The following is a 12817-nucleotide window of genomic DNA, read 5'->3' on the forward strand; positions in this document are numbered from 1 at the left end:
GCGAAATCACTCGGAATGCAAAGATCATGAAGCTGACTATCCTCGGCTGCAGCGGCGGCATCGGTGCTGGCCTGCGTACGACCGCCATGCTGCTCGACGATGACGTGCTCATCGACGCCGGGACGGGCGTGGGCGACCTGACCCTGGACGAAATGGCCCGCATCGATGCCGTGTTTCTGACGCATAGCCACGTGGACCATATCTGCTCGCTGCCGCTGCTTGCGGATGCGGTGGGTGGGCGCCGCCAGGCACCTGTCACGATCTATGCGCTGGAGGCGACAATCGATGCCTTGCGTATCCATCTCTTCAACAATTGTCTTTGGCCCGACTTCAGCGTGCTGCCGAGCGTGGACGCTCCCTACCTGCGCTACCAGGTGGTTAAGCCTGGCGTGACCGTGCAGATCGGAAAGCGGCGCATCACGCCGCTGCCGGCCAGCCATGCTGTGCCAACAGTCGGATATTGGATGGACAGTGGCGCCGCCAGCCTTGTCTTCACCGGCGATACGGGACCCTGCGATGCGCTGTGGGAGGCAGTCAACGCGATCGGCAACCTGCGTTATCTGATTATCGAAACTTCCTTCCCCGAACAGAATTGCCATATTGCCAAGGTTTCGCGGCACCTGTGCCCAAGCCTGCTCGCCGGAGAACTGGCCAGGCTGCGGTTGCCAGCCGAGATTTTCATCACCCACCTGAAGCCGCACGACAGCGCGGCCACCGTGGCCGAGATCGGCCGCCTCCTGCCCGATCTGCCGGCCGATCGTCCATTGCGCATGCTGTCGCGAAGGCAGGTCCTTGCATTCTGAGACCTGGTATTGGTATCCGGGTGCGAACGATGGGGCGGCGAGTCAGGCCGGGGCCAGGTCCACAGTGAAGGTAGTGCCGCGCCCCAACTCGCTCTCGACGCGTATTTCCCCGCCGTGCAACTCCACGATGCGGCGGCTGATGGCCAGCCCAAGGCCGGCGTTGCCGGTGTTGCCAAACTCGCCGCGATCCACGCGGAAGTAGCGATTGAAGATGTCGTGCAACTCGTCGTCACCGATCCCTTTGCCGGTATCGCGCACCTTCAGTTCCACGCGTTCCCCGACGGGCGCAACGTCGACGCTGATCTCACCCCCTGCCGGGGTATAGCGCATGGCATTCTCGATCAGGTTCTCCAGTACCCGCTCGATCATGCCGATATCTGCCCTCACGGGAGGGCAATCCGCCCGGCATCGCGCGATCAGTGCAAGCTCGCGCTTCTGCGCCGCCAGCGCGAATTTCTGCACCACGTCCTGGGCCAGTTCCGCGAGCGGGAAGGTTTCGATCTGCGGCTGGACTTCGCACGCCTCCAGCTTGGTCAGGTCGAACAGGTCCTGTACCAGCTTTCCGAGCCGCTCGCAGTGCTTGGCTGCCACCTGTAGGTAGCGGTCTCTCTCCTCGGCCGACAACTCGTCCGACCGGATCAGCAGCATCTCGAGGTAGCCTTGCATCGAGGCGAGCGGCGTACGCAGATCGTGGGACACATTGGCGAGCAGCTCGCGCCGCTGCTGGTCTACCTGGGATAGCTGTGCCAGTAGCGTCACAATGCGCTCCGACATCTCCTGGAAGGCGGCGCTGAGCCGATCGATTTCATCGACCGGCTGTTCCGACGACACCAGTCGGACCGGTTGCGAGAAGCCTCCCGCGCGAAAGGCGTCGATGGACTCGGACAGAACGCGCAGGCGGATTGTCAGGAGCCGGAACACGATCAATGCGGCCAGCAGGCTGAACGCGACGGTGCCGATGATCAGGTCGGTGGCCAGCTCGAGCAGCCGTTGCGTCTCGAGCATCTTTTGCGAGGCGAGAATCATCATCGCGCCGATGGTGATGAACACCACCATCAGCACGGCCGCCAGCTTGCCATACAGCGTGCGGAACATGGTCAGGGCAGCGCTTTCGACGCGCTGCGGAACTTGTAGCCCACGCCCCACACCGTCTGTATGTATTCGGGCTCATTGGGATTGATCTCGATTTTGGCGCGCAGGCGGTTGATGTGCGAGCTCACGGTGTGCTCGTAGCCGCTATGGGTATAGCCCCAGACCTGGTCGAGCAACTGGCTGCGGCTGAAGACGCGTCCCGGGTTCTGCGCGAAATGCAGCAGCAGTTGGAATTCCTTCGCAGTCAGCGTGATGGGCTGTCCGCGTACAGCCACTTCGCGCTTTTCAATGTCGATGCGCAAATCCATTGCTTCGATCATGGTCTGGCCATCCACCGCCGGGTTTACCAGCGTTTCGACCAGGCGGAAGATGGCCTTCACCCGCGCGACCAGTTCCAGCACGCTAAAGGGCTTGGTCAGGTAATCGTCCGCACCCATCTCCAGCCCGAGCACCCGGTCCAGCTCAGTGGAGCGCGCGGTGAGCATCAGGATCGGCGTATAGCGCTGCTCGCTGCGCAGGCGGCGGCATATCTCCAGCCCATCCATGCCCGGCAGCATCAGGTCCAGGATAACGAGGTCGTAAGGTTGGCGAAGCGCCTCTTCCAGGCCGGTCCGGCCTTGGCTGGCAACCTTCACCTCGCATGACAACCCGGCCAGTTGCAGCTTGACCAGCTGGGCGATATCGGCGTCATCCTCGATCACCAGCACATGGCGCGACATGGTTTCTCCTCATCGTGCGGGAAGCACCTGGATGCAGCGTCAGCCACTCCCGTTTGACTCAATCATTCTAGTGCGGCGCGCCCGGCTATCCAACCATGCCAGCGGTGCATCGCGAACCCATGCGTGCCCATCTTCGTCGTGAAGAAAATTTGAGAATTTGGCGAGAGCTGCGTGAGGTCCGCTTTGCATACTGCAGCTCAGAGACAGGCATGACTCCTGTCCGATTCCCAACCTGAATACGGAGTGTGCATCATGAAAAACGAACGGATCATCCGCGGCGCGATCGCCAGCCTGCTGGCACTGGGTGTGGTCGGAACCAGCACCCACGCCATGGCCGCCGCCGGCGACAACGAAAAATGCGCGGGCATTGCCAAGGCCGGCAAGAACGACTGCGGCACCAGCAAGGGCTCTTGCGCCGCTACGGTGAAGATCGACCGCGACGCCGAGGCGTGGGTCCTGGTGCCCAAGGGGACCTGCGAGAAGATCGCCGGCGGTCACTTGCAGATGTCCGAGTTTGCCAAGCCCGGCGGCAAGAGCGGCGTGCTCAGCCCGGCCGCCAAGGCAGCGGGCGCCGCCTGATCCAAGGCCGGCGCCGCCGTGACCATGAGCGCGGCGGCGCTGGATCCAGCCTGCATGGCATGCAACCAGTCGAGGTAGCTCAAATGAAAACGTCATCCAACCCGTGCTCGAAGCCATGGGGCGCCGGCAGCGGCTTGCAGGGCAGGGCGATTGCCGCCGGCACTACGGCCATTCACGCGCTGGAATTCATGACCCCCGTGCTTGATCTGGGCATCCGCATTTTCGTGGGCCTGGTGTTCTTCCAGTCGGGCCTGACCAAGATCGCCAGTTGGTCCACCACGCTGGCGCTGTTCGAGAGCGAGTATGCCGTGCCCCTGCTGCCACCGGAACTGGCGGCGTACCTCGGTACCGCGGCGGAACTCTGCCTGCCCGTGCTGCTGGTGCTGGGTCTTGGCACGCGGGCATCCGCGCTGGCGCTGTTCGTCTTCAACGCAATCGCGGTGATTTCCTATCCGGGCCTCGGCGAGGTTGGCTTGAAGGATCACCAGTACTGGGGCCTGCTATTGCTGGTGACGCTCTTCCATGGACCCGGCCGGCTCTCGTTGGACTACCTCATCGGGCGCTATGTGTTCCGCTCGATGCCCCGGAGCTGGCGTGGCGTCACTGACCGTCACTGAGCGCCACTGACCCTATTCCATAGCAAGGAGCCGCCATGCGCGCCGAACAGAGAATATTGTGATCATCGGGGGCGGATTCGCTGGCACCACCCTGGCCCGGTCGCTCGAGAAGCTCGTGGAGCCCTCCACCTGCATAACACTGCTGAGCGAGGAGAGCTACACCACGTTCAATCCGATGCTGGCCGAGGTGGTAGGGGCATCGGTGTTCCCCGAACAGGTGATCGTCCCGATCCGCCAGATGGTCAAGCGCGTGAGGTTCATCATGGGCAGCGTCCAGGACGTCAACTACGCCCAGGGAAAGGTCTCCTGCACGACGCTTGCGGGACCGCGCGAGATACCGTTCGACCATCTGGTATTTGCCCTCGGCACCCGCGCGAGTCTCGCGCTTGTGCCGGGCATGGCCGAACACGCGCTGCCCCTGAAGCTGGTCGGCGACGCGCTGTTTATCCGCAATCGTGTACTGCGCCAGCTGGCCAGGATCGAGCTGGAATCGGATCCTGTCCTGCGCCGGCGGCTCGGCCACTTCATCGTGATCGGCGGCGGCTTCTCCGGCGTTGAGGTGGCGGGCGAACTTGCCGATTACATCCGCAGCGTGCGGCGCTTCTACAAGCGGGTCAGGGATGACGAGGTGGAGGTCAGCATCCTCCACGATACCGGCCGGCTCCTGCCGGAACTACCTGAATCGCTCGGTGTGGCCGCGGCGCGGCTGATGTCCAGGCGCGGCATCAAGGTCAGGCTGACAACGCGCGCGGCGGGGGTGGATGCGGACGGGGTCACCCTGGATTCCGGCGAAAGGATCGATGGGGCGACGGTAGTCTGCACCATCGGTACCAAGTCGAATCCGCTTTCCGAGACACTGGCTCGCCATCTCGGGCTTGCAACCCAGCGCGGCCGCATCGAGACCAACGCCGATATGTCGGTGTGCGGCATGCCGGGACTGTGGGCCATCGGCGATTGCGCGCTGGTACGAAATGCCGCGACCGGACAGTATTCGCCACCGACTGCCCAGTTTGCCGTCGCGCAAGCGCGCCAGCTGGCTGCCAACGTGGCCGGACAGATCGGGCAGCGGGGCAGTGAACCGTTCTCATACCAGAGCAAGGGGTCGATGGCGACCATCGGGCACATGAAAGGGGTCGCCTGCGTCTATGGCGTCAATCTGACCGGCTTGCCTGCCTGGCTCATGTGGCGCGCGCTGTATCTGATGCGGGTGCCTACGTTTGGCCGCAAGGTGCGGATCCTGGTCGAGTGGACGTGGGCGATGTTTTTCCACACCGACATCACGCACCTGCGCTTTACCCGTACCGGTGACGCGGACGAAGCGTCAACGGGTCCGGCCAGCGTCGCACGGGAAGCCCCGCAAGCTGATTCCGGCCCGCGCCACGCTGCCGCCGCCACCACGTCCCAGCACCGCCCCACGCTTGACACCGGCGTGCGGCACGCTGCTATCGAGCTTTGACGAACGCCGACGAACGCCGACAGGAGAAAACCATGCAGAAAGGAAAATCAACCATCGTCACCGGTTCAAGCAGCGGCATCGGGCTGGGTATTGCCCGGGCGTTTGCCGCCCAGGGCGCCGCTCACGGCCTGGTCGCCTCGCCGTTCAAGACGCCATATGTTGCCGCCAGGCATGGGCTGATCGGCCTATCGGAAACGGTCGCGCTAGAGGTTGCGGAGCACGGTATCACCAGCAACACGCTCTGCCCGGGCTATGTCAAGACGCCACTGGTTGAGCAGCAGATAACCGACCAGGCTCGGGCGCGCAAGGCCTTTGTCCGCATCGAAGAGCTCGCCGCGCTCGCGGTCGTTCTTGCCTCGGAAAACGCGGCATCGATGACGGCCGCCGCGCTCGCGATGGACGGTGGCTGGACACAACACTAAGGGGCGGGACATGTCTGCGAAACCAAAGAGATCGCCGGGCGGGGCGCAAAAATCCGTTGCGCTGGCCTTGCAGGGCGGAGGCGCCCACGGCGCCTTTGCGTGGGGCGTGCTCGATCGCCTGCTGGAGGACGGCCGCCTGGCGGTGGAAGGTGTCAGCGCCACCAGCGCGGGCGCGATGAATGCGGCGGTACTTGCCTATGGCCTGCTGGAAGGAGGGCCGGAGCGCGCGCGGCTGGCGCTGCACGACTTCTGGCGCGATATCGCCAGCGTGGCTGAAATGAGCAACCCGTTTCGCCTGCTGCCGTGGGAGAAGCTGATGCATGAAGGGTTCGGGCTCGATCATTCGCCCATGTACCTGATGACGGACATGATGTTGCGCGTTCTGTCCCCATACCAGTTCAATCCGTTGAATCTCAACCCGCTGCGCGACGTGCTCGGCAGACATGTCGATTTCGGGGCATTGAACAAGCACTGCCCGATCCAACTCTACCTTTGCGCTACCAACGTCGAGACTGGCACGGTCCGGGTCTTCTCCCGGGAGGACATATGCATCAAGGCGGTACTGGCCTCGGCCTGCCTGCCATTCCTGTTCCAGGCGGTCGAGATCGACGGGGAGCATTTCTGGGACGGCGGGTATGTCGGTAACCCGGCCATTTTCCCGCTGATCTACAACTGCGGCACGCGGGACGTGGTGATCGTGCATATCAACCCGATCGAGCGAAAGGGCGTACCGACCACGGCGGCCGAGATCTTGAACCGCATCAACGAGGTGAGCTTCAACTCATCGCTGATCCGCGAGCTTCGCGCCATCGCCTTTGTCACCACGCTGATCCAGGACGGCAAGATCGACCGCGCCGATATGAAGGAGATGCTGATTCATTCCATCCGCTCCGACGAGACGATGGGAGAGCTCGGTGTGTCCAGCAAGCTGAATGCGGACTGGGGCTTCCTTTGCTTCCTGCGCGACAAGGGCCGGGCAGAGGCGGACGCCTGGCTCGGCAGGCACTACGAATCGATCGGCCAGCGTTCAAGCATCGATATTCACAAGGAGTTTCTCTAGGCAGGAGCGCCATGCACGCATGACGGCCCTGCCTGGCCATTCCCAACCCAAGGAGATCATCATGAAGGTCCAGCACCAGTATCAACGCGCTGCGTGGCAGCGTGCCGCCGCCGGGGGCATGCTCGTTGTCGCACTGTCGCTCACGGCGTTTGCCGTGTAGGCGGGCGAGTGCCCCGGTGGCCAGAGAGTCGCCGACGGCCAGGGCCAAAAGCCCGGCCCCATGGCTCCCAAGGATGTAAGCGATGCCGTCCGCGCTTCGACCGACCTGTCGAAGGAGCCGGTGGCCTTGCCGGGGCGGCTGCTTCGCCTGCGCCAGTTGGACGTCAAGCCGGGCGGGATCGTGCCATGGCATAGCCATAACAACCGGCCTGCGATCATCTACATCGTCTCCGGGGAGATTGTCGAGTACGCCAGCAACTGCGCGGTACCGATCGTTCACAAGGCGGGCGAAGCAACCACCGAGAGGAACGGCACGTCGCATTGGTGGAAGAACGAAAGCAGTGCGCCGGTCGTGCTGCTGTCTTCGGACCTGTTTCCGGTAGAAACCAAGTCGGATGCGCACATGATGTAGTTAGTGCACTGATGCCCTCCGACATTCACCTGCTCTGGTGCGCTGGAGTGATCCGATCATGAACGCCATGCTGCTCAGCCTTGCTTATGGCATTGCCTTCCTCTGTGCCGGCGTGATGGGATTCGCCATCCAGCGCGGGGGCACCTGCACGGTGGCGGCGATGAACGAAATCATCGATACGCGCGGTTTCAGCCGGCTGCTCGCCATGATCGAGGCATCGGTCTGGGTCTGTGGCGGACTGCTGGTCGCGCAAGTGCTCGATCTGCTGCCCATCATGCCGGGCGGGTACCGCGCCGATAGCGTGACAGTGGCCGGAGGTGCCTTGCTGGGGTTGGGCGCGCTGATCAACGGCGCCTGCGTTTTCGGTGCGATCGCGCGCCTGGGCTCCGGGCAATGGGCCTACCTTGCGACGCCGCTCGGCTTCTATGCCGGCTGCCTGGGCTTCGCCGCTTGGTGGCCGTCACCCGCGTACCGGGCGCTGGAGACTGGCTCACCGGTATTGCGTGCGTCTTCAGGGGTTGCTGCGCTATTCGTCCTGTTTGTTGCCTGGCGGGTGATTCGCCCGTTCCTGCCTGGGCGCTCGGCCGGGGCTGTGGCGGGGCTGGCCACCCGCATCTGGCAACCGCATACCGCGACCACGGTGATCGGCATCACTTTCCTGCTCATGATGTTGCTGGCAGGTGCGTGGTCATACACGGACGTGCTTGCCGAGTTGGCCCGGGGGATGGCCAGTGGCATCGTTCCGCGCGGCGTGTTGGGGCTGGCATTGCTCGGCGGGGCTATGTTGGGCGGCATGACGTCGGGCGGCCTCCGCGCTACCTCGGTGTCGCTCGGGCAGATGGCCCGGTGCTTCCTGGGCGGTGCCATGATGGGGTGGGGCAGCCTGCTGATTCCCGGCGGCAATGACGGTCTCCTGCTGGTGGGGATGCCGCTGCTCTGGCCTTATGCGTGGCTGGCGTTCGCGGCAATGTGCCTTGCCATCGGCGGCGGCCTGCTAATCCGGCGCCTGCTGGGCGAACCGGCTACCCGAGGCGATGGCGGGTGACGCCAATCCAGCCGGCAGCCGTATGTGCAACACAGCTAAGGGAGGCCGTATGGGCCACAAGGCGGGAAACGCAACGGTCGTCTGCACCGTGATCGGTGCGGTGCTGATTGCGATCCAGCAGAACACGCACCTGCTGCCGGGGTCGAGGGGGGCTTTTGCCCTCGACAGGGAGCGCTGCTTTGGCGTGGTGCGTGCGGGAAGGAACGATTGCGGCACCGCGACGCATGCCTGCACCGGCCAGGCGCGCCGGGATGCGGCGGGCGCCGAATGGCTCATGTTGCCGGCTGGCACGTGCGTGAAGATTTCCGGCGGCGAGTTGAAGCCGGTTGCATTGTGAGGCGCGCCCAGGCGCAGCGCTCAGTGGCGGCCCGGCGCCCACTTGCAGCACGCGTGAGGAGCGCGATGGCTACGTATGGGCAACGGATGGCGGCGTGGCTTGGTACGGGCCGCAAAGGCATGCAGTTTCCGCCGCGAGTGCGGCTGGAACTGGAGCGCGAGCAATGTCACAGCGAGCTGCTTGTGACATCCGTTCAGCTCCTGATCGCGGCGCTGCTTGCCTTTCTTTACGTTGGTACGCCAGCGGGATTCTCGCCGGATGCGCCAATCCGGGCAGTGCCCCTGGGCTTGACGTCGTTCGTGGTGCTGGCGCTGGTCCGACTCTATCTTGCCGTGACGGGGCAACTCGCCCGCTGGATGGTGGGGCTTACCGTCGTTGCGGAAATGGCGGTGCTGATCTTCGTCATCTGGGCCTACCATCTCCAGTATGAGCAGCCTCCCCAGATCTTTTTGAAGAGCACGGAGTTTGCGTACATCTTCATCCTGATTGCCCTGCGTGCCTTGCGTTTCGAACCTGCCTGGGTGGCGCTGTCCGGGTTGACGGCGGCACTGGGCTGGCTGGTACTGCTGCACTACGCGCTGGCGCATGCAACCGGGAACCCCGTTACCTGGGACTATGTGACGTCCCTGCGTTCAAGCCAGATCCACTACGGCGGCGAGTTTGACAGGCTGCTCTCGATCACGATGGTCACGGCGGTACTGGCCCTTGCGCTGGCACGCGCCCGCAGCTTTGTCGTGAAATCGCTGAGAGGGCAGCAAGCCGTTGCGGACCTGTCGCTGTTCTTCGATGACTCCGTCGCGCATCGCATCACGGATTCGGAGTCGGCCGTGATGGCCGGTCACGGCGAACTGCGCGAGGCAGCCATCCTGTTTCTGGATATGCGAGGCTTTACCCGAGCATCTTCCATGCTGACCCCGGCCGAGCTGATCAGGCTGCTCGGCGAGTACCAGGGCTTGCTGGTGCCGATCGTCAAGGCGTACCACGGCAGCATAGACAAATTCATGGGCGACGGGATCCTGGCGAGCTTCGGCGCCGTCAGCCAGGACGAGCATTACGCCGCCAACGCGCTGCGCGCGATCGACGCCATCATGGCGGCGGTGGGCGAGTGGCGCGCACGCCGGCAAGCCCGGGGGCAGATCGCGCCGGATGTCGGGGCAGGTACGGCCAGCGGCCAGGTTCTGTTTGGCATCATCGGCCACGGCACGCGGCTCGAATATACGGTGATTGGCGATGCGGTGAATCTTGCCGCCAAGCTGGAGAAGCAAAACAAAGCCGAGGGCACGCGGGGATTGACCACGCGCAGCATGTACGAACGGGCTCTGGAGCAGGGCTACAAGGGGCAAAAACCGGTACGGTGTGGTCGCGCGATCGGCGGCGTGGTGGCGCCGGTCGATCTGGTTGTGCTGTCCGAGGGGGCCAACTCGTAGAGCGAACTGGGTTTCGCCACAAAAAGCTGGGCTGCGTTCAGCAACCAGCCGAGCCGTGTTGCCAGATCTTCTTGCGATCGCGGTGTCTGGCGATCTCGCGCAGTGAAATCCGAGTGCCCGGATGCCGGCGTCGAGTGCCCTGCATTATGGAGCCTGAATCACTCTTGTCTTCCGCCCGTTCTAGCGTGGGGGTCTAGTTCTATACGTGGGCGAACATCAGTTGCAGATCAACAGGCAGGACCGTGCTTCCTTTCGTATAAGTCCATGTATTTCATAGGAAATCCTGAGAATTTGGCCGCGCCCGTGGCTTGCGGGAGTTCGAAGCCAAGCGGACAAAGTTCAAGGTTGAGTGAATCTCGATAGCCGGAGGAAGGGTAAACACGTATCAAGTCGCTGACTTGAAAACGTAAACCCCCGTCCCTATAATTAGCACTCGTCGGGCATGAGTGCTAACAGGCCTCGTCCGGCGCACCAATTCTGCTGGCCGTTAGTGCTGGCGGCCAATTTTGTGAACCTGAAATCACTTTTTGTACCAAGGAGTCCGTATGAATCTGCGTCCTTTGCACGACCGCGTGATCGTCAAGCGTCTGGACAATGAAACCAAGACCGCTTCCGGCATCGTGATTCCCGACAATGCTGCCGAAAAGCCTGATCAAGGTGAAGTGCTGGCCGTGGGCCCCGGCAAGAAGGATGACAAGGGCGCCTCGATCGCTCTCGACGTCAAGGTGGGTGACCGCGTGCTGTTCGGCAAGTATGCCGGCCAGGCCGTGAAGGTGGATGGCCAGGAACTGCTGGTCATGCGCGAAGAAGACATCATGGCTGTGGTGAACAAGTAATCCACGCGCCCCATTCGTACAGATTTAGGAGATTCAGAACATGGCAGCTAAAGACGTAGTATTCGGCGACGCCGCCCGTGCCAAGATGGTCGAAGGCGTGAACATTCTCGCCAACGCAGTCAAGGTTACCCTGGGCCCGAAGGGTCGTAACGTTGTGCTGGAGCGCAGCTTCGGCGGCCCGACCGTGACCAAGGACGGCGTGTCCGTGGCCAAGGAAATCGAGCTGAAGGACAAGCTGCAGAACATGGGCGCGCAAATGGTCAAGGAAGTGGCTTCCAAGACCAGCGACAACGCCGGTGACGGTACCACTACCGCAACCGTGCTGGCCCAGTCGATCGTGCGCGAAGGCATGAAGTACGTTGCCGCCGGCATGAACCCGATGGACCTGAAGCGCGGCATCGACAAGGCTGTGGTGAACGCGGTTGAAGAGCTGAAGAAGCTGACCAAGACCACCACCACCAGCAAGGAAATCGCCCAGGTTGGCTCGATCTCCGCCAACAGCGACGAAGTGATCGGCAAGCTGATCGCTGAAGCGATGGACAAGGTCGGCAAGGAAGGCGTAATCACGGTTGAAGACGGCAAGTCGCTGGCCGACGAGTTGGAAGTCGTGGAAGGCATGCAGTTCGACCGCGGCTACCTGTCGCCGTACTTCATCAACAACCCGGAAAAGCAAGTTGTCGCCCTGGACAACCCGTTCGTGCTGCTGTTCGACAAGAAGATCTCGAACATCCGCGACCTGCTGCCGGTGCTGGAGCAAGTGGCCAAGTCGGGCCGCCCGCTGCTGATCATCGCTGAAGACGTCGAAGGCGAAGCCCTGGCGACCCTGGTGGTGAACAACATCCGTGGCATCCTGAAGACCGCTGCTGTCAAGGCTCCGGGCTTCGGCGACCGCCGCAAGGCCATGCTGGAAGACATCGCCATCCTGACCGGCGGCGCAGTGATCGCCGAGGAAATCGGCCTGACGCTGGAAAAGGCAACCCTGCAAGAACTGGGTCAAGCCAAGCGCATCGAAATCGGCAAGGAAAACACCATCATCATCGACGGCGCCGGCGACGCAGGCTCGATCGAAGCACGCGTGAAGCAAATCCGTGCCCAGATCGAAGAAGCGACCTCGGACTACGACCGTGAAAAGCTGCAAGAACGCGTGGCCAAGCTGGCCGGCGGTGTTGCAGTGATCAAGGTCGGCGCAGCCACCGAAGTCGAAATGAAGGAAAAGAAGGCGCGCGTGGAAGATGCACTGCACGCAACCCGTGCAGCCGTGGAAGAAGGCATTGTCCCCGGCGGCGGTGTGGCCCTGCTGCGCGCTCGCGCTGCCATCGCCAACCTGACCGGCGACAACGCTGACCAGAACGCCGGCATCAAGATCGTGCTGCGCGCCATGGAAGAGCCGCTGCGCCAGATCGTGCTGAACGCTGGTGAAGAAGCTTCGGTCGTCGTGGCCAAGGTTATCGACGGCAAGGGCAACTACGGCTACAACGCCGCCACCGGCGAGTACGGTGACCTGGTGGAAATGGGCGTGCTGGACCCGACCAAGGTGACCCGCACCGCGCTGCAGAACGCTGCTTCGGTTGCTTCGCTGATGCTGACCACGGATTGCGCCGTGGCAGAACTGCCGAAGGACGAGTCGGCTCCGGCAATGCCGGGCGGCATGGGTGGCATGGGCGGCATGGACGGCATGATGTAAATCTGCCGGCCTGCCAACCTGGCAGCCTGCTTTACCCGCATTACCCGTAGTAACAAAAACCCCCGCTGGCGCGAGCCGGCGGGGGTTTTTGCTTGTGGCGGCGCCTCGTGCCCGAATATCCAGATATGCCTGGCGCATGCCCTGGACTGATTTCCACATCGCGGTAGCC

At 63.1% G+C, this 12817-nt stretch carries 15 protein-coding genes; 13 read left to right on the forward strand and 2 right to left on the reverse strand.

Annotated elements, in window-relative coordinates; all coding sequences use genetic code 11:
• Positions 1-26: 26 nt before the first annotated feature.
• Positions 27-803 (forward strand): 3',5'-cyclic-nucleotide phosphodiesterase, encoded by a 777-nt coding sequence (locus tag ACZY0R_RS19740; RefSeq protein ID WP_488860549.1) that lies wholly within the window; start codon positions 27-29, stop codon positions 801-803.
• Between the two features lie 42 nt (positions 804-845).
• Here ACZY0R_RS19740 and ACZY0R_RS19745 read toward each other — a convergent pair whose 3' ends face one another.
• Both ACZY0R_RS19745 and ACZY0R_RS19750 read right to left on the reverse strand, forming a co-directional pair.
• The gene (locus ACZY0R_RS19745; protein WP_488860551.1) at positions 846-1898 is read right to left on the reverse strand and encodes a sensor histidine kinase; all 1053 of its coding nucleotides are present in this window, start codon (positions 1896-1898) and stop codon (positions 846-848) included.
• Between the two features lie 2 nt (positions 1899-1900).
• Complete coding sequence (locus ACZY0R_RS19750; RefSeq protein ID WP_045239199.1) at positions 1901-2614, reverse strand: response regulator transcription factor; 714 nt, start codon at positions 2612-2614, stop codon at positions 1901-1903.
• A gap of 252 nt (positions 2615-2866) precedes the next feature.
• Here ACZY0R_RS19750 and ACZY0R_RS19755 point away from each other — a divergent pair, with 252 nt between their 5' ends.
• From ACZY0R_RS19755 to groL, 12 genes are all read left to right on the forward strand, one after another.
• Positions 2867-3193, forward strand: a complete 327-nt coding sequence (locus tag ACZY0R_RS19755) for a BufA1 family periplasmic bufferin-type metallophore (RefSeq protein WP_488860554.1) — start codon at positions 2867-2869, stop codon at positions 3191-3193.
• 83 nt (positions 3194-3276) lie between these two features.
• Positions 3277-3810, forward strand: coding sequence for a DoxX family protein (locus tag ACZY0R_RS19760; RefSeq protein ID WP_488860556.1), 534 nt, complete (start codon positions 3277-3279; stop codon positions 3808-3810).
• A gap of 58 nt (positions 3811-3868) precedes the next feature.
• Positions 3869-5266 (forward strand): NAD(P)/FAD-dependent oxidoreductase, encoded by a 1398-nt coding sequence (locus ACZY0R_RS19765; RefSeq protein WP_488860558.1) that lies wholly within the window; start codon positions 3869-3871, stop codon positions 5264-5266.
• Positions 5267-5298: 32 nt separating this feature from the next.
• Positions 5299-5688, forward strand: a complete 390-nt coding sequence (locus ACZY0R_RS19770) for an SDR family oxidoreductase (protein WP_488860560.1) — start codon at positions 5299-5301, stop codon at positions 5686-5688.
• Between the two features lie 10 nt (positions 5689-5698).
• Positions 5699-6748 (forward strand): patatin-like phospholipase family protein, encoded by a 1050-nt coding sequence (locus ACZY0R_RS19775; RefSeq protein WP_488860562.1) that lies wholly within the window; start codon positions 5699-5701, stop codon positions 6746-6748.
• A 19-nt stretch (positions 6749-6767) separates the two neighbouring features.
• The gene (locus ACZY0R_RS19780) at positions 6768-6908 is read left to right on the forward strand and encodes a hypothetical protein (RefSeq protein ID WP_488860564.1); all 141 of its coding nucleotides are present in this window, start codon (positions 6768-6770) and stop codon (positions 6906-6908) included.
• Positions 6909-6968: 60 nt separating this feature from the next.
• A complete protein-coding gene (locus ACZY0R_RS19785; RefSeq protein WP_488860566.1) occupies positions 6969-7319 on the forward strand; it encodes a cupin domain-containing protein in 351 nt (116 codons plus the stop codon).
• 58 nt (positions 7320-7377) lie between these two features.
• Positions 7378-8364 (forward strand): YeeE/YedE thiosulfate transporter family protein, encoded by a 987-nt coding sequence (locus ACZY0R_RS19790; protein ID WP_488860568.1) that lies wholly within the window; start codon positions 7378-7380, stop codon positions 8362-8364.
• 49 nt (positions 8365-8413) lie between these two features.
• The gene (locus tag ACZY0R_RS19795) at positions 8414-8701 is read left to right on the forward strand and encodes a BufA1 family periplasmic bufferin-type metallophore (RefSeq protein WP_488860570.1); all 288 of its coding nucleotides are present in this window, start codon (positions 8414-8416) and stop codon (positions 8699-8701) included.
• A 299-nt stretch (positions 8702-9000) separates the two neighbouring features.
• Complete coding sequence (locus tag ACZY0R_RS19800; protein ID WP_488860572.1) at positions 9001-10128, forward strand: adenylate/guanylate cyclase domain-containing protein; 1128 nt, start codon at positions 9001-9003, stop codon at positions 10126-10128.
• A 545-nt stretch (positions 10129-10673) separates the two neighbouring features.
• Positions 10674-10964 carry a co-chaperone GroES gene (groES, locus tag ACZY0R_RS19805; RefSeq protein WP_017225479.1) on the forward strand — a complete coding sequence of 97 codons (291 nt, stop codon included), beginning with the start codon at positions 10674-10676 and terminating at the stop codon, positions 10962-10964.
• 40 nt (positions 10965-11004) lie between these two features.
• Positions 11005-12648 carry a chaperonin GroEL gene (groL, locus tag ACZY0R_RS19810; RefSeq protein ID WP_488860574.1) on the forward strand — a complete coding sequence of 548 codons (1644 nt, stop codon included), beginning with the start codon at positions 11005-11007 and terminating at the stop codon, positions 12646-12648.
• The last annotated feature ends 169 nt before the right edge of the window (positions 12649-12817 follow it).

Source organism: Cupriavidus sp. F041 (assembly GCF_057814235.1).